Below are 20,909 nucleotides of genomic sequence, written 5' to 3' on the forward strand. Positions count from 1 at the left end.
CCAAGAATATTTCGATCGCCTTAGCGATGCGGATTGGAACGGAGGCGGTCGAACTCTGGTTAGTACCGGAGCGAAGGAGTTCCGCCATGAGTAAGGCTATCCGCGAAGCCACCTATCCCGCGATCATCACTGTCGGCGAGCTCATCGATGAACTCTGCCGCCTGCCAGACACAGCAACGATTCGATTCCACTGCCCCCTGCTCGGACAAGAGCTTGCATTCTACCGGCTTCGAAAGCGGGCGAAGGACCTTGTCGAAATTGAAGTCAATGCGTATCCGGAAAGCCCGCCGGTCGTGCCATTGGCCGGTGCCGCGCTTGGTGGGCGGAAAAAATCTCACCATCCGCGTTCGCTCCGCGATGGTGCCCTTGCACATAAGGTGGGGGGATAACAAACGCCGGCCAGGTCGGCTACCGCTGGCTTTGGAGCGGGTGGGTTGTTCGGCCTAAGCCTTCAATCCGCGCAACAGCAGCGCCAGCGTCGCATCGACGCGCGCCGGCAGATCGGCGTCCTTCCACTCGTCGGCGTGGGCCGGATGGTGGAAGCGGACGGTGGCATCGAACATGGCGCGCGCGGTTGCCTTGACGTCGCCAACCTCGAACACGCCCTGCTTCACGCCGTCGGTCAGGATCGCCCCGATCTGGTCGATCATGGTGTCCTTGTGACACCTGACGGCTGCGCAGGCCTCGCGCGCCAGGGTCAGATAGGTGTCGAACATCTCGGGGTCGTCGAGCACGCGCGAACGCTTGGCGTCGAACAGCGTGCGCAGCCAGCGGTCGAGCCTGACTGGCGCCGGACCCTGCTCCTCGGCGATCGCCAGCAACGGCGCGTCGATACGGTCCAACCAACGTTTGGCAACGGCCTCGCGCAGCGAGGCCTTGCTCGGGAAATGGCGGTAGACGCTGCCGTGGCTCACATCGAGCGCACGGGCAACGTCGACCACGGTGGCCTTGGCAAGTCCGTAGCGCCGCAACACGTCCTCGGTGACTTCGAGGATCCGCTCCGGCGTCAAGATAACGGCTTCATTCATGCCAGCACCATGGTCCCGTTGAGGGCTCAGTTACCCGGCGATGGAGCTGCTTCCGAAGCGCCCGTGCCGGTCGTTTCGAAAAGCTCTCGCCTTAATGAGGCAGTTTTGCAGCCTGCGCCGCGATCTGGCGCGCCACCAGTAAATTGAGCCAATGCCCAATCGTCCCGGTCAAATTGATGATTTCGGTCGTCATTGTCTTAAGTCTCCAATCGTCCGCGGTTTCTTATCGGGGAGAACCACGAGACGCCCAATCGGAGCGTCCGAGAGCGGATATACACCTCTCGATGACAGATTTCAATATCTGTCAGTCAATGATCCGTGATTGACAGTCAATTTTTGTGGGACTCCTCTCCGGCCTCCCTTGGGCCGGCTGGTCCGGTGGATAGCTCGGCGATCTCCCTCTTCCCGGGCTCGGATCGTTTGTTTCGCCCTCTCCGCTCTGCTAAATCACGGCGTAAAAAGCATTTTGGCAGGTAGCGCTCTCTTGGGTCGCCCGCCCACCTTCCTGGAGCAGTCCAATGATCCCCCGCTACACCCGCCCGGAAATGGCCTCGATCTGGGAGCCGCAGACCCGGTTCAAAATCTGGTTCGAGATCGAGGCGCACGCGGCTGACGCCCTCGCCGAACTCGGGACGATCCCCAAGGAAGCCACCAAAACGGTCTGGGCCAAGGCCAAGGACGTCACCTTCGACGTCGCCCGCATCGACGCGATCGAGCGCGAGACCAAGCACGACGTCATCGCCTTCCTCACCCATCTTGCCGAGATCGTCGGCCCCGAAGCGCGCTTCGTGCATCAGGGCATGACCTCCTCCGACGTGCTCGACACCTGCCTCAACGTCCAGCTCACCCGCGCCGCCGACCTGCTGCTCGCCGACCTCGACAAGGTGCTGGCGGCGCTGAAGAAGCGCGCCTTCGAGCACAAGATGACGCCCACCATCGGCCGCAGCCACGGCATCCATGCCGAGCCCGTGACCTTCGGCCTCAAGCTCGCTTATGCCTATGCCGAATTCACGCGCGCCAGGGAGCGCCTGATCGCGGCGAAGAAAGAGGTCGCGACCTGCGCCATCTCCGGCGCCGTCGGCACCTTCGCGCAGATTGATCCGCGCGTGGAAGAACACGTCGCCAAGGCCATGGGCCTTGTCCCCGAGCCGATCTCGACGCAGGTGATCCCGCGCGATCGCCACGCGATGTATTTCTCGGTCCTCGGTGTGATCGCCTCCTCGGTCGAGCGCTTCGCGGTGGAGATCCGCCACATGCAGCGCACCGAGGTGCTGGAGGCCGAAGAGTTCTTCTCCGAAGGGCAGAAGGGTTCGTCCGCGATGCCGCACAAGCGTAATCCGGTGCTCTCGGAAAACCTCACGGGTCTCTCGCGCATGGTCCGCGCCTATGTGACACCGGCGCTGGAGAACGTCGTGCTCTGGCACGAGCGCGATATTTCGCACTCCTCCGCCGAGCGCATGATGGCCCCCGACGCGACCGTGACGCTCGACTTCGCGCTGGTGCGCCTCGCCGGCCTGATCGACAAGCTGCTGGTGTATCCCGCCAACATGCAGAAGAACCTCGACCGCCTCGGCGGCCTCGTGCACTCCCAGCGCGTGCTGCTGGCGCTGACGCAGAAGGGCGCCAGCCGCGAGGACGCCTACAAGCTCGTGCAGCGCAATGCCATGCCGGTCTGGCGCGGCGAAGGCGACTTCCTCCAGCTCCTGAAGAAGGACGCTGAAGTGAAGAAATATCTCAGAGACGCCGAGATCGAGGAGCAGTTCGATCTCGGCTATCACCTCAAGCACGTCGACACGATCTTCAAGCGCGTGTTCGGGGAAAGCTGAGTGTCCCGTCCGTAGTGCGTAGCCTGGGTGAGCGCAGCGATAACCCGGGGAGCCACCAACAAAGATCCCGGATGTCGCTTCGCTCATCCGGCTACAACAATAACAACAACAGAGACGGAGCCCCCATGCCGATCGTCAACCGCGTTGCCGCCCTGTCCGACGAAATGGCCGCCTGGCGCCATGACTTCCATGAGAACCCGGAGCTGCAATACGACGTCCATCGCACCGCCGGCATCGTCGCCGATCGTTTGCGCGAGTTCGGCTGCGACGAGGTGGTGACTGGCATCGGCCGCACCGGCGTCGTCGGCGTGATCCGCGGCCGCAAGTCGGCCTCCGGCAAGACCATTGGCCTGCGCGCCGACATGGACGCGCTGCCGATCATGGAGACGTCAGGCGTCGCCTACGCCTCCAAGGTACCCGGCAAGATGCACGCCTGCGGCCATGACGGCCACTCCGCCATGCTGCTCGGCGCCGCCAAATATCTCGCCGAAACGCGCAACTTCGACGGCACCGCGGTTGTGATCTTCCAGCCCGCCGAGGAAGGTGGCGGCGGCGGCAAGGCGATGGTCGAGGACGGGCTGATGACGCGCTGGAACATCCAGGAGGTCTACGGCATGCACAATATGCCGGGCCTGCCCGAGGGTCATTTCGCGACTACGCCGGGTGCGATGCTCGCCTCCTCCGACAACATCCAGATCACGGTCCACGGCAAGGGCGGCCACGCCGGCGCGGGTCCGCACAAATCGATCGACAGCGTGCTGATCGGCGCGCAGATCGTCAACGCGCTGCAATCGATCGTCGCGCGCAACGTCGATCCGCTGAAGTCAGCCGTCATCTCGATCACGCAATTCCACTCCGGCACGGCCTTCAATATCATTCCGGAGATCGCCGAGCTCGGCGGTACTGTGCGCACGCTCGATCCCGAGGTGCGCGATCTCGTCGAACGCCGCATCGGCGAGGTCGCCGACAGCGTCGCCCGTGCCTATGGCGGCTCGGCGGAGACGAAATACACGCGCATGTATCCGGTGACGATGAACCATGCGCGCGAGGCCGGCCTTGCCGCTGACGTCGCCCGCGACATCGTCGGCGCCGAGCGCGTCAACGACAAGTTCATTCCCATGATGGGCGCCGAAGACTTCTCGTTCATGCTGGAAGCGCGCCCCGGCGCGATGATCCTGGTCGGCATGGGCGACGGCAACGAGTGCCACCACCCCAGCTACATCTTCAACGACAACATTCTCGGCCACGGCGCGTCCTATTGGGCACGCCTGGTGGAGACGCGGATGCCGGCGGGGTAACTCGGCGAAGAGTATCCCCCTATCGAGGCCCGTGGCGTCTGCACCAAACCACAATAGATAATCCTGCGCGGTTTGGGGCGGGCTTGCCAGCCATGCCACCGCGAGGCTACCGCTTCAGATCAGTTGCAAACCTCTCTCTGCTGCCCAACACCGCCGCTCCCCTGCGATTGCCCCGTACCAATTACTTGCCGAGCTTGGGCGCGCTCTTGTAGGCGGAAGTGCCGATCACGAGCGCAACGCGCTTCTCGGCCTGCGCGGCGGTACAGCCGAGCCAGCTTGCAAGAACAAGAGAAGCAAGAGCTCAGAGCCCGATGGCGGAAGTCCGGCAATTGCGCTTCGTCATCAATTGCATATTTCGGCGGGTAGCTTGACCGTAGGAGTGGCTGGATGATTGGCCGTCCCGAGCCGGCATCCCTTGGCGATCGGCCTGCATCCGGCGTTGTTGCAGATCATTTGCCCGGAGGCCTGCGGCGTCGACGGCGCAGCCTCCGTTTGCTTCCGATCCGTATCCCGCCTCCTCGAATCCTCGCGCGTCGCGACCGGCTTCTTCTCCTGCACCTTCTCGCACTCGTTGTCGTCACCGACGCGATAGCCGGCGCGGCAGGCGATCTTCGCGCATTGATCGCCGTCGGCCTTGAAGCCGAAATTGCATACGAGCGGGCAGACGCGTCCCGGCTTCGCCTTCAGCGCATCGAGCGCGTCGACGCTGGCAAGCTTCGCGTCGAATTGAGTGCCGGCATATTTGTTGAACAGCGTCAGCGAGCGCTGCGTTGTGGCGTTCCAGTCGCCGTCGGCGGCGGCCGAAAGACAGCCGACGCGGCGCAGTTCGCTCTGAACGGATTTCGCGAGATCGCCGGGCGGCGGGGAGCTTGGCGGCGCCGACAGCGCGGCCACCTTCCTACTGTCGCCATCAGCCGTCTGCTTGTCCGCCGCCTGCTTCGCTGCCGCCTCGGTCGCTGCCTTCTCGATCGCCCGCTTCTCCGCAAGCGACTTGGCCGCGGCAGCTTCCGCCGCCTTGCGATCTCGTTCGGCTGCCTCTGCCTTGGTCTGCTCGATCTGCTTGGCCTTCTCGGCCGCGATCCTCGCCCCTTCCGCGGCTTTCGCAGCGGCGGCCGCTTTCTCCAGCTCGGCCTTCTGGGCTCGTTCGGTCGCGAGCCTCGCCTTCTCCTGTTCGGCCAGGCGCGCCTTCTCGGTCGCTGCCGTGCGATCCTCCTCGGCGGCAATCTTCTTCAACTGCACGCGGGCGAGGTTGGCGTAAAAGCCCTCCGGATAGGTCTGGAGGAATGCTTCCCAGGCTTCACGCAGGCCGGCCTGAAGGGCAAGCTCGTAGTCTTTGCGCACACTGTCCTGTGGATTTGCCTGAGGACCGGCTGCGGCGGCCGGCCTTGCCGGCACCAGCGGCACATCGCTGCCGCCCAGGGAGCCATAGACATACGGCTCCTGCTTGTTGCCGGTCTTTTTCAAGACGTCGTCACGGACAAACCCGAACGCCTTGCGCAAGTCGAGCCCGGGCTTTGGCAGATGATCGGTCAGCGCCACCGCGAACGGGCTATTCCGGGAGTCGCCATCGGACGCCGTCGACCCCGCCTTGGCCGCAAATGCGATCATCGTGTTGGGACTGGTTGGCTCGACCTTGGCAAGCCCGCCACCAATCGCGCGCGAGGCCAGAGTGCGCTTCATCGCCTTGGCAAAGGGGTTGTCGCGACAGGCATCGAGGATGACGAGACGGAGTTGTTTGGCCGGTTCGACCGCATACAGCGCGCGGTCGAGTGCGATCGTCTCGTCGAGGACATCGCCATCGGTTTCCAGCATGGCATCGGTCGGAACGAGATAGTTGCTGCCGTCCAGCTCGATGCCATGGCCCGCATAGTAGATCACCGCCATGTCGGCATCGCGCGTCCTGGCCGCGAACTCGCGTAGCGATCGCCGCATTTCGCTGGCATTGAGGTCCAGCTTGATCTCGACCGTATCGAAACCCGCATTCCTGAACATGCCGCCGACCAGTCCGGCGTCGTTCACCGGGTTCGCGAGCCGCGGCGCGTTCTTGTAGGCGGAATTGCCAATCACGAGCGCGACGCGCTTGTCGGCGAGCGCAGATCCGCAAGCCAGCCAGACGGCGAAGGCCGATATCAAAAGAACTCGAAAGACGTTCATACAATCGCCCAGTCATCGCGTTTCGTCTCGACGCTAGTTGCAAACCTCATAGTTCCCGCCCGTCGCACCATTCGGGCTGGCCCTTCCGGGAATCGCCCCACTCACGAGCCGACATCCTTTTTGAACTGGCCGGCAACCCACAGAGCTGCAATAGATTTGGCCGCTTGCCTCCGGCTTCGATGGCGCAGCCTCGGTTTGCTTCCGCTCCGTATCCCGCCTCCTCGAATCCTCGCGAGTCGCGACCAGCTTCTTCTCGGGCACCTTCTCGCATTCATTGTCGTCACCGACGCGATAGCCGGCGCGGCAGGTGATCTTCACGCATTGATCGCCGTCGGCCTTGGAGCCGAAATTGCAAATGAGCGGGCAGACTCGTCCAGGTTTTGCTTTCAGCGCATCGAGTGCGTCGATGCTTGCAAGCTTCGCGTCGAGCTGGGTGCCGGCATATTTGTTGAAGAGCGTGAGCGAGCGCTGTGATGCGGCGCTCCAGTCGCCGTCAGCAGTCGTGGACAGGCAGCCCACACGGCGCAATTCGCTCTGTAGGGATTTTGTCAGATCAGCCGCCGACAATGCCGATGCCGGCGTCGGCGAAAGGGCTGCAACTTTTTGCTCGACCTCAGGCATCTGCCGATCGGCCGTCGGCTTTGCCACCTGCTCCGCCTTCTCGGCGGCCTGCTTGGCGGCAAGCTCGGCCTTGGCCTTCTCCGCCGCCTGCTTCTCGGCCTGTGCTTTCGCCGCAGCAGCCTCAGCCAGCTTGCGCTGGTGCTCCGCCGCGTCCGCCCTAGCCTGCTCGATCTGCTTCTGCTTCTCCGCCGCGATCCGGGCCTCTTCGGCAGCTTTGGCCGCCGCGGCCGCCTTGTCCTGCTCGGTCTTCTGGGCGCGTTCGGCAATAAGCCTTGCCTTCTGCTGCTCGGCCGCATTCGCTTTTTGCTCGGCCGACGCCCGCGTCTCTTCAGCGGCGATCTTGTTCATCTGGCCCTTGGCCAGATTGGCATAAAAACCTTCGGGATATTGCGCCAGGAAGGCTTCCCAACCGTCGCGCGTGGCAAGCTGCAGCGCCAGCTCGTAATCCCTGCGAATAGAATCCTGCGGGTTGGCCTGCGCCCCAGACGCGGCCGGTTTGACCGCAACCAATGGCACGTCGTCGCCACCGAGCGAGCCGTACACATACGGCTCCTGCTTGTAGCCCGTGCTCTTGAGCACGTCGTCGCGCACGAAGCCGAAAGCCTTGCGCAGGTCGAGGCCCGGCTTCGGCAGGTGCTCGACCAAGGCGACGGCGAACGGGCTGTTCTTGGAGTCGCCGTCAGACGCGGTCGATCCCGCTTTCGCGGCGAAGGCGATCATGGTGTTGGGGCTGGTCGGCTCGACCTTGGCGAGCCCGCGTCCGATCGCGCGGGAGGCCAGCGTCCGTTTCATGGTCTTGGAAAACGGATTGTCGCGGCACGCGTCCAGGATGATCAGGCGCAGCTGCTTGGCCGGCTCGACCGCGAACAGCGCGCGCTCGACCGGGATGGTCTCGTCGAGCACGTCGCCATCCGTCTCCAGCGTCGCATCGGTCGGAATGAGATAGTTGGTGCCTTCCAGCTCGATGCCGTGGCCGGCGTAATAGATCACCGCCACATCCGCATCGCGGGTCCTGCCGGCGAACTCACGCAACATGCGCCGCATCTCGCTCGCACTGAGATCCAGCCTGACGTCGACGGAATCAAAGCCCGCCTTCTTGAACATGCCGCCGACCAGAGTGGCATCGTTCACGGGATTGCCGAGCTTGGGAGCGCTCTTGTAAGCGGAATTGCCGATCACGAGCGCAACCCGCCGGTCCGCATGGGCCGGTCCGCAGGCAAGGCCAATGGCCAAAATCAACAAAGCAAATAACCGAAAGGGAATCACTTGCGTCCCCCAGGATGCAATTCCATGAGAATATCCGGGAGCGTGGCCGATTGCCAATTCTTCCTATGTGATAATTGTCACACAAGACCCTCTATCGGGGTATGGATAATGCGGCGAAGCGTCGCTCTGCTTTCGCAGCTGACGCCAAAGCCGGCTGTTGGGTCCGTTACATCTGCACCACCTCGTGGCGCATCACGAACGGTGCAAGCAGTGCGTGCACCTCGCTCGCAACCGCCTCGCGCTGATCAGCCGGCAGGCCCGCCAGCGTAACCGTGGCGATCGAGCCGTGGCTGCCGTGAGCGCCGACCCTGACCTTGCAGTCGATGCCGCGCTCGGCGAGCGGTGTCAGCACCTTCGTGAACACGCGCTGGGCTGCGTCCCAGCGCAACTGCGGCTTGAACACCTTGCCGACGCCGGTCACCGGCATCGGGTCGATCGGGATGACCTGCACCGGGACAGCCGCGCGCTCCGGCGTGCGTTCGCGCACCCATGTCTCCAACTCACCCGGCTCGACAGTCGCGCCTAGCTTCAGCTGCACGTAACCCACCGGCAGCTCGCCGGCATAGGCGTCGGGCTGGCCGACCACCGCGGCAAAGCCCACCGCCGGATGACGGAACATGATCTCCTCGATCGGCGCCGGATCGATGTTGTGGCCGCCGCGGATCACGAGATCCTTGGCGCGGCCGGTGATCCAGAGATAGCCGTCGGCATCGAGCCGGCCGAGATCGCCGGAATTGACCCAGACCTCGTCGACGAAGGCGCCCTTGTTGTGCTCGTCGTTAAGATAGCCGCCGAACACGCCGGGCCCGGCCATGATGACGACACCGATCTCGTCCGGCGCGCAGTCGCGGATCAGCCGGCCGTCGGCATTGAGTTGCACGATGCGGACCCGCGCGTAAGGCATGGGAAGGCCGACCGAGCCGAGCCGGATCGGCCGCGACGGATAGGCCAGCGTGTGCACGCTCGAGGTCTCGGTCATGCCGTAGACCTCGACGACCGGCAGCTTGAGCTTGTCCTGGATTGCAGACCCCACCGCGACCGGGATCGCCGAGCCGCCGCCGGCGGCATATCTCAAGCTGGAGATGTCGGCATTGCCGGGCGGCACCGCGAGCGTTGCGGCGAGCACCGTCGGCACGCTCGACAGCGCCTCCGGCTTGAAGCGCTCGACCAGTTGCCAGATGTTCTTCACCGCACTCGGATTGCGCCATCCGCTCGGCGACAGCACGACCAGCGATCCGCCGGCGGACAGCGTCAGCAGCACCTGGGTCAGCGAACCCCCGACATGAAACAGCGGCATGCCGAACAGCATGTTGGCGCCGGGCTTGGACTTCAGCAGCAGATTGAGCGCCCAGGCCTGATAGACCTGGTTGGCATGGGTGTGCCGCACCAGCTTTGGCGTTCCGGTGGTGCCTCCGGTATGGAAATAGGCCGCGATATCGCTGCCGAGAATCTTGCGCCCGCTGATAAGCCGGTCCGACGGCTGCTGCTTGATCAGATCGCTGAAGGCAAAGATTCCCTTCGCCGGATCGCCGCCGCCGAACACCTGCACGACCGCCTTGAGATGCTTGAGTCGTGGGCGGATCTGTTCGACCTTCTGCCAGATGTCAGTGCCGGGCATCGGCCCTAGCGCCACCAGGATTTTCGTGTTCGCTGCCTCCAGGATCTCCGCGATCTGGTGCGGCTCCAAGAGCGGATTGACGGGATTGGCGATGCCCGCGGCTTCCGCGCCGAACAGCGTCACGAAGGCATCGGGCACCAGCGGCAGCATGAAGCTGATGACGTCGCCCTTCTCGACGCCGAGCGCGTGAAACATGTTGGCGGCCTGCGTGACGCGCGCGATGAAGTCGCGGTACGTCACAACGACAGGCGTGTCGGCGGGATCGGCATTTTGCAGGAACTGGATCGCCGGCTCGTCGGGGTTGCGCGCCGCACCCAGTCTGATCGCGTCGTAGGTGCTCTCGGCCGCGACGCGATCGGCGTAAGGGACCTGCTCGAAAGCTCGAACCTCGGCGTCCGTTGCCAGGTCCGGATAGTCGCTGCCGATGAGCCGATCGAGCGCGTGGATGCCCGCCATGGAATTCCGTCCTCCCTCAGATGCATTCCCCGCGCCCTGTCTTTTGACTTTTTGGGTCGAGGAGGCCTCGACCGATGACCGGTCGAGCACGGACAGAATGATGGATGATTTGGCGTTCGTCCATGACCTAACGTCGCCTACGATCGGGCTCAGACCTTTGAACCTGCGGGCCAGATCCGGGGACCAAGAATTGGCATCGGACCAGCATGCCAGCGCCCTGCCGCAAGACTTGAGGTGATCATGACTACGCCCCTGCGGGATTGCGCTACTCGGCCCTTCATCGCGCTCGCCATGACACTTGCGATCATGGCATCGGCGATCGCCCTGCCCCGCGCGGCACTCGCCGAGGACGGCCAGTTCGACAAGATGCGCACCAAGATCGCGGCCTTCGTCGCCGACAAGATGGAGAAGCTCGGCGGGTCGCGCATCATCTACAAGGTGGACACCGATGGCCTGCGGGAGAGCGTCGTCACGGATTTGCGCGACGACGTCTACAAGAACCTGCGCGAGGGCCGGATCGCCTTCTCCGGTCTTGCGATCCGCGACGGCGGAGTCGAGTTGAAGATCGCCGACGCCAAGGGCCGCGAGCAGCTCGCGCGCAAGCTCGCGTCAGCCGCAGAGGGATTGCCGTCGCATGCACTCGCCGTGACCGACGGCGGCGACGGAATGGTCAGGCTCGCGCCGACCGATGCCGCGTCCTCCGCGCGGCTGCACGAGTTCGTCGAAGATGCCATCGCCATGATCGAGCAGCGTCTGAAGGAGGCCGGCGTCCAGCTCGCCAGCGTCCAGCCCGACGGGACCGATCGCATCCGCATCTTCCTGCCCGGTGTGATGGAGCCCGAGCGCGTCACCGCGGTCTTCGCCCGAAAGGTCAAGGTCGGCTTCCGCCTGATCGACCTCTCGATGCCGCCGGAGCAGGCGCAATCCGGCGCGCCGCCGGCAGGCACGGAAGTCCTGCCCGGCTTCAAGGACAAGAGCCTTTATCTGGTCGCCAAGGACAGCGTGCTCGACGGCGACGACATCAGCTATGCAGGCCCGGGTTTTGCAAGCGGCACGAAGGACCCGATCGCCTCGTTCCGCTTCAACGGCCGCGGCACGCGGCGCTTTGCCCACGTCACCGAAGAGAACATCGGAAAGCCCTTCGCCATCGTGCTCGACGGCAAGGTGATCTCCGCCCCCGTGATCCGCGAGCCCATCACCGGCGGTTCGGGCCAGATCTCCGGCAATTTCACCCTGGAGGAAGCGAACAGCGTCGCCATGATGCTGCGCGCCGGTTCGCTGCCGGGGCACCTAGGCCTGGTCGAGCAGCAGGTCTTGCAGCCCGCCGCCAAGCCCTAGGGTTGGGATCGCCCCACGCCCCTGCCCCGTCGGGCGCCGAGGTCCACCACGCCGGGGCTCGTACCCCGTGGGCCCGAATCACGGGGGCGCTACGGCCAAACAGGCAATTGCCGAAACCACCGATCCCGCTAAAATTTGCCTCTTGCGGCATGACGGCCGGAGGCTTCATTCAAGTGGTCGTCATTCGATTTCGGCTATACGGGTCGAGAATACCGACCAGGACTGAAGGCCTTACGCGGGGATAGTACCATGCCGTCCGGCAGCGCAGACATTTCGTCGATCCTCGACCGCATTCTCGATGCGGCGACGGATAACCTCAAGATCGCGAAGATCCTGGTCCAGATGGGCCTCGATCCGAACAACGTCACCTACGACGCGATTTTCAATCGGATGCTGGAGATCTTCGTCCACAACATCACGCTGGCCAATATGTTCGCCGCGGTCGGCGCAGGCTTCTTCGTCGCCACCCTCCTGATGCGGACGATGGTGCCGCTGCGCGTCGCCAACATGGTCGGTTGCGCGTTCTTCGCCGTTTTCGGCGCGCTCTCAGCCAACGTCTCCACGTTCCTGCTCTATCTGCTGCTGCTTCCGATCAACGCCGTGCGGCTGCGGCAGATGCTCAAGCTCGTCAAGAAGGCGCGCCATGCGGCCGAAGGCGACATGTCGATCGAATGGCTCAAGCCGTTCATGACCGAACGCAAATACCGCCGTGGCGACACGCTCTTCAAACTAGGCGATCCAGCCAAGGACATGCTCCTGACCGTCACCGGCAAGTTCCTGGTCAAGGAGATCAATATCGAGATCATGCCGGGCGCGCTGATGGGAGAGCTCGGCTTCCTGACGCCGGGCAACCGGCGCACCGGAACGATCGAATGCATCGAAGACGGGCAGGTGCTGACGATTACCTACGACCGATTGCTCGAGATCTACTTCCAGGATCCGCAGTTCGGCTACTACTTCCTGGTGCTGACCAGCCAGCGCCTGCTGCAAAACATCGATCGGTTGCAGAAGCAGCTGGCCACGGAGCGGGCCGCCACCACGAACAGGATCGCGTGATCGATTGCGCGTCGCCGTTCAGTTCAAGAGCAACGCCATGCCCGGATCGCCCTTCTCCATCGCACGCCGATAGCCCGCCCGCGCGCTGATGCGGCCGAGATATTTGACCACGTTCGGACAGCGCGACAGGTCATAGGGCTGGAAGTAGCGCATCGTGGTGAGCGAGAAAGCTGTCATGATATCGGCGGTCGTGAAAGCGCTGCCCGCAAGGTATTCGGCCTCGCGAAGCCTTGCATCGAGAAGATCGTAGGCTCGATCGAGACGCCCCTTCATCGCGAGCAGGGTCGGATTGTCCTTGGCGAGATCGAGCCGGCTCAGGATCATCATCCGCCCCATGCCGGGTTGCAGGGTGCCATTGGCGAAATGAAGCCAATACAGAAACTGAGCGAAGGCGGGGTCAGTGGGACCGAGCACGAGTCGGCCGTTGCCATGTTTTGCAACGATGTAGTCGACGACCGCGCCGGATTCCGCGAGCACCAGCTCGCCGTCGGTGATCACCGGCGCCGTGCCAGCCGGATGCAGCGCCTTGTACTCGGCAGGAGCCAGCATGGTGACGGGATCGCGCGTATAGCGCTTCAGCTCGTAGGGAATCCCCAGCTCCTCGCACAACCAGACGATACGCTCAGACTGCGACTTGCCGAGATGATGGACGGTGAGCATGAGGCCTCCTGAAGAGATGAAGCAGAACGTGGGATGTGCCACGAACGCACAGGTGTGGTTGCGATTACGCCTCGTCCGTCACCATCCGAGCCACGACGCGGTCGCGGCGGATGAAGTGGTGCCAGAGGGCCGCGATCATGTGAACCGCGATCAAGGCGAGCAGGACATAGGCGAAGAGGATGTGGCGGTCCTCATAGACGCCCGCCGCCGCGCGGTCGGGAGTAGTGAATTGCGGCACGTGAAACAGGCCGAAGAAGTCCGAATAGTCAGGCGCGTGCGCGCCGGAATGGGCCCAGCCGAGCATGGTGACGACGACGACGGCGAGGTAGAGCGCGCCGTGGCTGACATGGGCCGCGATCTTCTGCCAGCGCGAGGTCTCGGCCGGCAGGGCCGGCGTCGGGTTGACGAGGCGCCACACCAGGCGCAGCACGGTGAGCAGCAGGATCACATAGCCGATATCGGCGTGGATCGAGCGGTAGAAGAAGCGGTCGGGACGCGCCGGGATGTGGTTCATCCACCAGCCGAAGCCGATCATGCCGATAATGGTCAGCGCCAAAATCCAGTGCAGCCACCGGGAAACGCTGCCCCAGCCGTGACTGGTGTTTCTGATCATGTCGGCTCTCCGGAGTTTTGCGGGCCTGCCCCTGTCCGCACCGCAGTACGGCAGCTGATAGCGGGAACACGCGGCAATCGCGAAATTGAATCGTTCCAAATTGGTCCCAAACGCCCCTGCCGCAAAACCGCCCCAAAAACCGAATGGTAACCATGGCGGGCTAAGGTAACGACGTGATCAATTCTCCGACGATCCTGGTGTTCGATTCCGGCCTTGGTGGGCTCACGGTGCTGCGTGAGGTCGTGGCAGCATGCCCGGACGCGCATTACGTCTATGTCGCCGACGATGCCTTCTTCCCCTACGGCCACCACAGCGAGGACCAGATCATCGCCCGCGTGGTGCCGCTGATGGGGGAATTGATCGGCACGCACGATCCTGACCTCGTCGTCATCGCCTGCAACACGGCGTCCACCCTGGTCCTATCTCACTTACGCGCCGCTTATTCCCTGCCCTTCGTCGGCACCGTGCCGGCGATCAAGCCGGCCTGCGCGCAGTCGAAGACCCGGCGCGTCTCCGTGCTCGGTACCAAGGGCACGGTCAAGCGCGAATACACCAAGGCGCTGATCCGCGATTTCGCGCTGGGCTGTGAGGTGACGCTGGTCGGCTCACCCGAACTGGCCTCGCTGGCTGAAGCTGAACTCAGCGGCACCCCGATCAGTGATGGCGACATCCTCGCCGAGCTTACCCCCTGCTTCGTCGGCGATGCAGCGGATGCGGGCGCACGCACCGACATAGTCGTGCTCGCCTGCACGCATTATCCGCTGTTGCTCGACCGGATGAAAAAGCTCGCGCCCTGGCCGGTCAACTGGATCGATCCGGCACCCGCGATCGCCCGCCGCGTCTCGGATCTACTCGGCCCGCAGATCGGCGGCATCGCGCAATCCGGTGCCGAGATGATCTTCACCTCGAATCGCGTACATGGCCTCAGCGCCACGCTGACGCCATTCTTCGGCGGCCGCGCATTGGCCTGACTTTCCGCGGACACGGCACGCTGCTAGGCTTCGCCGTCGTCATCTCTCCGCAGGTCATCTCATGTCGATCCCCGCAATGCCGCTCAATCGCCTCCGCCAATTGTGGCGCGAGGGTCGTCCCGCGTTCGGGGCGATCGCGACGATCCCGAGCGTGCAGACCGTGCAGATCATGGCCCGCTCGCTCGACTGGATCATCGTCGATCTCGAGCATGGTCCGATTGGACTGACCGAGGCGCATGCGATGATCGCGGCAACGACCGGCACGCCGTGCACACCATTGGTGCGGATCGCGGCCAACGAGCCGTGGCTGGCGAAAGCACCGATGGACATCGGCGCCTTCGGCATCAATTTCCCGATGATCACCAATCGCGCCGATGCCGAGAAAGCGGTCCGCAGCGTGCGCTATCCGCCGCGCGGCGATCGTCTCTGGGGTCCGTTCCACGCGCCGTTCCGCTGGGGCCAGTCGATGCCGGACTACATGGCCTCAGCCGATGACGAGATGATCTGCATGATCACCATCGAGCATGTCGAGGCCGTCAACCGCATCGACGAGATCATGGCGACGCCAGGCATCGATGTTGCTGTGATCGGCCCCGGCGATCTCGCCACGTCCATCAATAAGCGCGGGCAGATGGACGATCCCGAGCTGCTGGAGTTGGTCGCCCGCGCGGAAGCCGGCATCCTCAGAAGCGGGGTGCCGATCGGTGGCGTGGCGCGTACCGCAGACCAGGCCAACCAGCTGATCGACCGCGGCTACCGCGCGATCGCGCTCGGCTTCGACTGGTCGCTATTCCAGCGCGGCATCATGGCGGCGTTCGAGGGGATCAAGCGCTGAACAGGCCGATTGCCACCTTGCCGGGAACGGCGGCGCTGCTAGGGTCGGCCGTTCCAGGGAGGAAACAATGCTCAAAAAGACTTTGCTCGCTCTTGCCTTCACCGGTCTTGCCTTCACCGGTCTTGCCTTCACCGGCCTTGCCGCTGCCGCCTTCGCCCAGCAGCCCGGCATCAAACGCACCCCACTCCAGAAGGTCGAATTTCCGGACGGCTACAACACCATCACCGCCATCGCGGAAGTCCCGGCGGGCGGCGCGGCCGGACGCCATACCCATCCGGGAATCGAGACCGGCTACGTGCTCGAAGGCGAGCTGAATCTTCTTATCGACGGTCAGCCGGAGAAAACCCTGAAAGCCGGTGATTCCTACCAGATCCCGGCAGGTGTCGTGCACGACGCCAAAGCCCACGGCGACAAGGCCATGAAAGTGCTTGGAGTTTACGTCGTCGACAAGACCAAGCCGCTGGCTTCGCCGGCACCCTGATGCGGCGAACCGACCGGCCCCAGGCGGGTTGGTTCGTGCTAGAGGAGGCGGCGAGCGGGAATCCGCTCGCTCCACATTGTCTAATCTGCGGGAACCGAAAGAGCGATGCGCGGGAAAGCAAAGACCATTTCGCTGCCGCGCCGCCTGATTATCGATCTCATGCGCGCCTCGATCGGCGTGCCATTCGTGTCGCTTTCCCGTTCGCTCAACATCCGCCCTCTGCTGGACGCCCGCGCGGGCGCGATGGCGCCGGCCGGCTGGGCCGCGATGTTCGTCAAGGCCTTCGCTCTGGTGGCCAGGGACGAGCCGCTCCTGCGCACGGTTTACGCCAAATGGCCCTGGCCGATGCTCTATGAGCTGCCGAGGAGCGTAGCCTCGGTCGCCATCGCCCGGGTCGAGGACGGCGAGGAATGCGTGCTGTTGCAGCGGATCGCAGGCCCAGAGGCCATAGCCTTGGCCGAAATCGACGCCGAGATCCGGCGCGCCAAGACAGCCCCGATCGACGAAATTCCCATGTTCCGCAAGATCATGCGGGCGACCCGTCTGCCGCTGCCGCTGCGGCGCCTGTCCTGGGCGATCGGGCTGAATTTCGGCCGGCAGCGCGGCAACTGGTTCGGAGCAGCTTCGCCGTGAGCTCGGTGGCCGCGTATGGCGGGGGCGAGCTTCACCCCATCACGCCCGGCCCTTTCATCGTCAGCTATGGGGTGGTCGGGGCTGACCAGAGCATCCATGTCGTGATCCGCTGGGATCACCGGGTGACCGACGCTGCCCCCATCGCCAGGGTCCTGACCCGGCTGGAGCAGGTCCTGAACACTGAAATCGCTGCCGAATTGCGGGCAGCCGGCCCCAAGCCGATCCGGGCGGTCAGGACGTGATTCCAGGGCCATTCGCATTGACAGTGAGCCCTAAACTCCCCTAAAAGCCGCTTGCTCGCGGGCCGATTTCGGCCCGCGAAGCGTTTCGCGACCCGTGGTCCTTTCCCCCACGCTTTGGGGATCGGACCTGTCAGTGCCGGGCTAGCCCGTCACACAGGAGGGCGCGTTTCCTCAAATCATGAACCTACAGAGGACGCGATGACTAAGCGCAGTGAAGCCAAGTACAAGCTCGACCGCCGTATGGGCCAGAACATCTGGGGCCGCCCGAAGAGCCCCGTCAATCGCCGCGAGTACGGTCCCGGCCAGCACGGCCAGCGCCGCAAGGGCAAGCTCTCCGACTTCGGCGTGCAGCTGCGCGCCAAGCAGAAGCTGAAGGGCTACTACGCCAACATCTCCGAGCGCCAGTTCCACAGCATCTATGTCGAGGCCAGCCGCCTCAAGGGTGACACCGGCGAGAACCTGATCGGCCTGCTCGAGCGTCGTCTCGACGCGGTCGTGTACCGCGCCAAGTTCGTCTCGACGATCTTCGCCGCGCGCCAGTTCATCAACCACGGCCACGTCAAGGTGAACGGCCGCAAGGTCAACATCTCAAGCTATCAGGTCAAGATCAGCGACGTGATCGAGGTCAAGGAAGCCTCCAAGCAACTCGCCCACGTCCTCGAAGCCAGCCAGCTCTCTGAGCGTGACACCCCGGACTATCTCGAGGTGGACCACAACAAGATGACCGCGAAATACGTGCGCATCCCGCACCTCTCCGACGTGCCGTTCCCGGTGCAAATGGAGCCGCATCTGGTCGTCGAATTCTATTCGCGCTGATAGTTCGGCAGATCAATTCCTCAAAGGCCCCGGTTTCCGGGGCCTTTTTGTTTGAGCCGGCCATTTCCATGTCCCAGGCCATATGTGCTAGGATTGCGCATTGCAGAGTTAAGCATGACGCGTCTTCTGGAAGAGGCCTTTAGCAAAGTGTCCGGCCTGCCTGATTCAGAGCAGGACGAATTGGCGCGGACCCTGCTTGAACTTGCTGGAGTCGATCAGCCTCCGATCCAGCTGACGCCGGCGGAAGAGGCCGATCTCGCCGGGGCCGAAGCCGAAATCGCTCGCGGTGAGCTTGCCAGCGTCGACGAAATCCACGCGATGTGGGCTAAGCACGGGCTGTGAAGGTCCGCTATACGAAGCGGGCGCTCGTCCAAATCGACGAGGTTCTGACCTACATCGAAGCGCGCTCGCCCCAAGGAGCAGACCACATGCGTGACCGCGTTATAGCGCTCTTCAGGATCACCCTTATGCAGGGCGACCGACTACCCGTGCATACGTCCGTCGCTTGCCGGTCAACCCTTAACCGTATCTGATCGATTATCGTGTGACCGCGACAGAAGTCGTGATCATGCGGTTTCGTCACGCCGCCCGGCGTCCACCCAGAACTCGCTGACCGCGAGTGAGTGCAATTCCCTCAGGGAGCAAGTTGATGCTCTATACCCCTCCCCCCATCGATCCCAAGGCACCGCCGGTGCGCATCAATCTGCTCTCGGACACGCAGACCAAGCCAACGGCTGCGATGCGCGAGGCGATGGCGCGCGCCGAAGTCGGCGACGAGCAGGTCGGCGACGATCCGACCGTGAATGCGCTGTGCGAGCGCGTCGCCGAGCTGCTCGGCAAGGAAGCCGCGGTCTACATGCCATCAGGCACGATGTGCAACGTCACCGCGACGCTGGTGCATTGCCGTCCCGGTGACGAGATCCTCGCGCATGAGAGCGCGCACATCATCGCGCGCGAAGGCGGCGCACATGCCGCGATCGGCGGCTTCCAGGTCACGCAATTGAAGGGACCCGACGGCCAGTTCACGCCGGAGACATTCCGCAAGGCACTGCACCCGCGCACGCGCTACCAGCCACCGCAGACCGTGGTCAGCGTCGAGCAGACCGCCAATATCGGCGGCGGCACGATCTGGAAGAAGGCCGCGCTCGACGAAATCGTCGCGATCGCCAAACAACACGGCCTCGTCACCCACATGGATGGCGCGCGTCTGCTCAATGCCACCGTGGCGAGCGGCATCTCCCCGCGCGACATGACGGCGGGGTGGGATTCGGCCTGGATCGACTTCTCGAAGGGCCTGGGCGCGCCGATCGGCGGCGTACTCGCAGGCTCCCGCGCCTTCATCGACGCGGTGTGGCAGTGGAAGCAGCGCCTCGGTGGCTCAATGCGGCAGGCCGGAATCTGCGCGGCCGCGTGCATCTACGCACTCGACCATCACGTCGATCGTCTCGACGACGACCACGCCAACGCGCGCGCACTCGCCCGCGGACTGTCGCAGATCTCTGGCGTCGACGTGCAGGAGCCCGAGACCAATCTCGTGTTCTTCAAGCCCGATGGCGCCGGCATTGCCGGCGACAAGATGGTTGCGGCGCTCCGCCAGCGCGGCGTGACGCTTGCGATGATGGACGGCCGCATCCGTGCCTGCACCCATCTCGACGTCAATGCGACCCAGATCGAGGAGATGATCGGCTACGTGCGCGAGATCGTGCGCGGGGCTTAAGTCCCGCGAACCGCCGCGATCACCGCCCCATCGCCTGATAGATCAGCGTCTTCAGCGCCAGTTGAATCCGGCCTCGCTGCGACGGGGTCTGCACCATGAAGATCCCGAACAGATCGTCTTCGGGATCGATGAAGAAGAAGGTGCCGCCGACGCCGTCCCAGCGATATTCGCCAAGTGGCCAGGATGTACCGGGCGGCACCGACGTGCGCACCGCGAAGCCGAGGCCAAACCCAGAAGACCCGCCCGGATAATAGTTCTGGTCACGTGCGACCTTGGTCTCGGGCCCGATATGATCCGACGCCATCAGCGCGATGGTCTCGGGCTTGAGATAGCGCCGGCCGTCATAGGTGCCGCCATTCAGCAGCATCTGTGCGAAACGGGCATAGTCGCCGACGGTGCCGACCATGCCGCCGCCGCCCGATTCCCATTTCGCGGGCTGCTTGATGTCGCGGACCTGCATCGTCGGATTGATGTTGCGATCCTCCGGCATCGGCTCGGCAATGCGCGGGAATTTGGCGGGATGGGCGACGAAGAAGGCCGTCTCGGTCATGCCGAGCGGATCGAGCAGCCGTTCCTTCTCGAACTGAAGCAGCGTCTTTCCCGCGATGACCTCGACGACGCGGCCGAGCACGTCGGTGGAATAGCCGTAGTCCCACACCGTGCCGGGCTGCTCGACCAGCGGCAGCGTGGCGATCTTGGCGACGAAGTCGGCATTGTTGAGATTGCTGTTGAAGAGATTGGCCTCGGCATAGAGTTCGCGCACCATGCCGCCGCCATGATAGCCGTAGGGCAGCCCGGAGGTGTGGCGCAGCAGGTCCTTGATCGTGACCGGACGATTGACCGGCTCCAGCACCAGCGCGACCTTGCCGTCTTCGGCCTTCTTCTCGACGCCGACCTTCATGCCGGCAAAGGCCCGAATGTATTTCGAGACGGGATCGTCGAGCTTGAGCTTGCCCTCCTCGACCAGCATCATCGCCATGACTGACGTGACCGGCTTCGACATCGAATAGAGGCGGAAGATCGTGTCCGCGCTCATCGACATCTCGGTCGCGACGTCGCGGACGCCGAAATTCTCGTAATAGACCGGCTTGCCGTGCTGCTGGAGCAGCAGGATGGCGCCGGGGATCTTGCCGGTCGCGATCTCGTTCCGGATGTAGTCGGAGACTTTTGCCAGGCCTTCGGGCGAGAGATTGTGCGCGGCGCGCTCGGAGCCTGCCTTCAAACCAACGACGCCTAACACAAGGACGAGCGCCGCGATCAGCGCGCGGCGCCCGCGCATG

Annotated in this window: 18 protein-coding genes and 1 pseudogene; 12 read left to right on the forward strand and 7 right to left on the reverse strand. The window is 63.9% G+C overall.

Going from position 1 to position 20,909, the window contains the following annotated elements; genetic code table 11:
• Window positions 1-86: 86 nt before the first annotated feature.
• Window positions 87-389, forward strand: coding sequence for a hypothetical protein (locus ACVWW3_RS16335; protein WP_247339087.1), 303 nt, complete (start codon window positions 87-89; stop codon window positions 387-389).
• Between the two features lie 54 nt (window positions 390-443).
• Here ACVWW3_RS16335 and ACVWW3_RS16340 read toward each other — a convergent pair whose 3' ends face one another.
• Entirely contained in the window at window positions 444-1,028 is a 585-nt protein-coding gene (locus ACVWW3_RS16340; RefSeq protein ID WP_247339089.1) for a TetR family transcriptional regulator, read from the reverse strand.
• Between the two features lie 518 nt (window positions 1,029-1,546).
• Here ACVWW3_RS16340 and purB point away from each other — a divergent pair.
• Both purB and ACVWW3_RS16350 read left to right on the forward strand, forming a co-directional pair.
• Window positions 1,547-2,854: an adenylosuccinate lyase gene (gene purB / locus ACVWW3_RS16345; RefSeq protein WP_456649350.1), complete on the forward strand. Its 1,308-nt coding sequence runs from the start codon at window positions 1,547-1,549 to the stop codon at window positions 2,852-2,854.
• 125 nt (window positions 2,855-2,979) lie between these two features.
• On the forward strand, window positions 2,980-4,152 hold the full coding sequence (locus ACVWW3_RS16350) for a M20 aminoacylase family protein (protein WP_456649349.1): 1,173 nt from the start codon (window positions 2,980-2,982) through the stop codon (window positions 4,150-4,152).
• A 342-nt stretch (window positions 4,153-4,494) separates the two neighbouring features.
• Here the strand turns inward: ACVWW3_RS16350 and ACVWW3_RS16355 are convergent, their stop codons facing one another.
• The 3 genes from ACVWW3_RS16355 to ACVWW3_RS16365 all read right to left on the reverse strand — a co-directional run bounded on the left by ACVWW3_RS16355 (window position 4,495) and on the right by ACVWW3_RS16365 (window position 10,267).
• Window positions 4,495-6,306 (reverse strand): caspase family protein, encoded by a 1,812-nt coding sequence (locus ACVWW3_RS16355; protein WP_456649348.1) that lies wholly within the window; start codon window positions 6,304-6,306, stop codon window positions 4,495-4,497.
• Window positions 6,307-6,339: 33 nt separating this feature from the next.
• A complete protein-coding gene (locus tag ACVWW3_RS16360) occupies window positions 6,340-8,193 on the reverse strand; it encodes a caspase family protein (protein WP_456649347.1) in 1,854 nt (617 codons plus the stop codon).
• 166 nt (window positions 8,194-8,359) lie between these two features.
• Window positions 8,360-10,267, reverse strand: coding sequence for an acyl-CoA synthetase (locus ACVWW3_RS16365; RefSeq protein ID WP_456649346.1), 1,908 nt, complete (start codon window positions 10,265-10,267; stop codon window positions 8,360-8,362).
• A 240-nt stretch (window positions 10,268-10,507) separates the two neighbouring features.
• Here ACVWW3_RS16365 and ACVWW3_RS16370 point away from each other — a divergent pair, with 240 nt between their 5' ends.
• On the forward strand, window positions 10,508-11,605 hold the full coding sequence (locus ACVWW3_RS16370) for a SecDF P1 head subdomain-containing protein (RefSeq protein WP_456649345.1): 1,098 nt from the start codon (window positions 10,508-10,510) through the stop codon (window positions 11,603-11,605).
• A gap of 249 nt (window positions 11,606-11,854) precedes the next feature.
• Window positions 11,855-12,661 (forward strand): Crp/Fnr family transcriptional regulator, encoded by an 807-nt coding sequence (locus tag ACVWW3_RS16375; RefSeq protein ID WP_247339096.1) that lies wholly within the window; start codon window positions 11,855-11,857, stop codon window positions 12,659-12,661.
• Between the two features lie 18 nt (window positions 12,662-12,679).
• On the opposite strand, the gene ACVWW3_RS16380 is transcribed toward ACVWW3_RS16375, so the two are convergent.
• Both ACVWW3_RS16380 and ACVWW3_RS16385 read right to left on the reverse strand, forming a co-directional pair.
• Window positions 12,680-13,321, reverse strand: coding sequence for a glutathione S-transferase family protein (locus ACVWW3_RS16380; protein WP_456649344.1), 642 nt, complete (start codon window positions 13,319-13,321; stop codon window positions 12,680-12,682).
• A gap of 64 nt (window positions 13,322-13,385) precedes the next feature.
• Window positions 13,386-13,934 carry a cytochrome b gene (locus ACVWW3_RS16385; protein ID WP_354046294.1) on the reverse strand — a complete coding sequence of 183 codons (549 nt, stop codon included), beginning with the start codon at window positions 13,932-13,934 and terminating at the stop codon, window positions 13,386-13,388.
• Window positions 13,935-14,107: 173 nt separating this feature from the next.
• Here ACVWW3_RS16385 and murI point away from each other — a divergent pair, with 173 nt between their 5' ends.
• The 7 genes and pseudogenes from murI to ACVWW3_RS16420 all read left to right on the forward strand — a co-directional run bounded on the left by murI (window position 14,108) and on the right by ACVWW3_RS16420 (window position 19,629).
• A complete protein-coding gene (gene murI / locus ACVWW3_RS16390; protein ID WP_456649343.1) occupies window positions 14,108-14,905 on the forward strand; it encodes a glutamate racemase in 798 nt (265 codons plus the stop codon).
• Between the two features lie 61 nt (window positions 14,906-14,966).
• On the forward strand, window positions 14,967-15,740 hold the full coding sequence (locus ACVWW3_RS16395) for an HpcH/HpaI aldolase family protein (RefSeq protein WP_456649342.1): 774 nt from the start codon (window positions 14,967-14,969) through the stop codon (window positions 15,738-15,740).
• Between the two features lie 67 nt (window positions 15,741-15,807).
• A complete protein-coding gene (locus ACVWW3_RS16400; RefSeq protein ID WP_456649341.1) occupies window positions 15,808-16,221 on the forward strand; it encodes a cupin domain-containing protein in 414 nt (137 codons plus the stop codon).
• A gap of 105 nt (window positions 16,222-16,326) precedes the next feature.
• Window positions 16,327-17,096: pseudogene (locus ACVWW3_RS16405) on the forward strand (acyltransferase).
• A gap of 198 nt (window positions 17,097-17,294) precedes the next feature.
• Window positions 17,295-17,912 (forward strand): 30S ribosomal protein S4, encoded by a 618-nt coding sequence (rpsD, locus tag ACVWW3_RS16410; protein ID WP_247339107.1) that lies wholly within the window; start codon window positions 17,295-17,297, stop codon window positions 17,910-17,912.
• Between the two features lie 114 nt (window positions 17,913-18,026).
• A complete protein-coding gene (locus ACVWW3_RS16415) occupies window positions 18,027-18,254 on the forward strand; it encodes a hypothetical protein (RefSeq protein ID WP_456649339.1) in 228 nt (75 codons plus the stop codon).
• Between the two features lie 307 nt (window positions 18,255-18,561).
• Window positions 18,562-19,629, forward strand: a complete 1,068-nt coding sequence (locus ACVWW3_RS16420) for a threonine aldolase family protein (RefSeq protein WP_456649338.1) — start codon at window positions 18,562-18,564, stop codon at window positions 19,627-19,629.
• Between the two features lie 19 nt (window positions 19,630-19,648).
• On the opposite strand, the gene ACVWW3_RS16425 is transcribed toward ACVWW3_RS16420, so the two are convergent.
• Window positions 19,649-20,908, reverse strand: a complete 1,260-nt coding sequence (locus ACVWW3_RS16425) for a serine hydrolase domain-containing protein (protein ID WP_456649337.1) — start codon at window positions 20,906-20,908, stop codon at window positions 19,649-19,651.
• Between the last annotated feature and the right edge of the window lies 1 nt (window position 20,909).

This window comes from Bradyrhizobium sp. LM2.9 (assembly GCF_054056555.1).

What these genes read in the sequence shown, in the direction of transcription:
- ACVWW3_RS16335 (WP_247339087.1), top strand. Translation starts at nt 87, where the DNA reads ATGAGTAAGGCTATCCGCGAAGCCACCTATCCCGCGATCATCACTGTC.
- ACVWW3_RS16340 (WP_247339089.1), bottom strand. Translation starts at nt 1,028, where the DNA reads ATGAATGAAGCCGTTATCTTGACGCCGGAGCGGATCCTCGAAGTCACC.
- purB (WP_456649350.1), top strand. Translation starts at nt 1,547, where the DNA reads ATGATCCCCCGCTACACCCGCCCGGAAATGGCCTCGATCTGGGAGCCG.
- ACVWW3_RS16350 (WP_456649349.1), top strand. Translation starts at nt 2,980, where the DNA reads ATGCCGATCGTCAACCGCGTTGCCGCCCTGTCCGACGAAATGGCCGCC.
- ACVWW3_RS16355 (WP_456649348.1), bottom strand. Translation starts at nt 6,306, where the DNA reads ATGAACGTCTTTCGAGTTCTTTTGATATCGGCCTTCGCCGTCTGGCTG.
- ACVWW3_RS16365 (WP_456649346.1), bottom strand. Translation starts at nt 10,267, where the DNA reads ATGGCGGGCATCCACGCGCTCGATCGGCTCATCGGCAGCGACTATCCG.
- ACVWW3_RS16370 (WP_456649345.1), top strand. Translation starts at nt 10,508, where the DNA reads ATGACTACGCCCCTGCGGGATTGCGCTACTCGGCCCTTCATCGCGCTC.
- ACVWW3_RS16375 (WP_247339096.1), top strand. Translation starts at nt 11,855, where the DNA reads ATGCCGTCCGGCAGCGCAGACATTTCGTCGATCCTCGACCGCATTCTC.
- ACVWW3_RS16380 (WP_456649344.1), bottom strand. Translation starts at nt 13,321, where the DNA reads ATGCTCACCGTCCATCATCTCGGCAAGTCGCAGTCTGAGCGTATCGTC.
- ACVWW3_RS16385 (WP_354046294.1), bottom strand. Translation starts at nt 13,934, where the DNA reads ATGATCAGAAACACCAGTCACGGCTGGGGCAGCGTTTCCCGGTGGCTG.
- ACVWW3_RS16395 (WP_456649342.1), top strand. Translation starts at nt 14,967, where the DNA reads ATGTCGATCCCCGCAATGCCGCTCAATCGCCTCCGCCAATTGTGGCGC.
- ACVWW3_RS16400 (WP_456649341.1), top strand. Translation starts at nt 15,808, where the DNA reads ATGCTCAAAAAGACTTTGCTCGCTCTTGCCTTCACCGGTCTTGCCTTC.
- rpsD (WP_247339107.1), top strand. Translation starts at nt 17,295, where the DNA reads ATGACTAAGCGCAGTGAAGCCAAGTACAAGCTCGACCGCCGTATGGGC.
- ACVWW3_RS16415 (WP_456649339.1), top strand. Translation starts at nt 18,027, where the DNA reads ATGACGCGTCTTCTGGAAGAGGCCTTTAGCAAAGTGTCCGGCCTGCCT.
- ACVWW3_RS16420 (WP_456649338.1), top strand. Translation starts at nt 18,562, where the DNA reads ATGCTCTATACCCCTCCCCCCATCGATCCCAAGGCACCGCCGGTGCGC.
- ACVWW3_RS16425 (WP_456649337.1), bottom strand. Translation starts at nt 20,908, where the DNA reads ATGCGCGGGCGCCGCGCGCTGATCGCGGCGCTCGTCCTTGTGTTAGGC.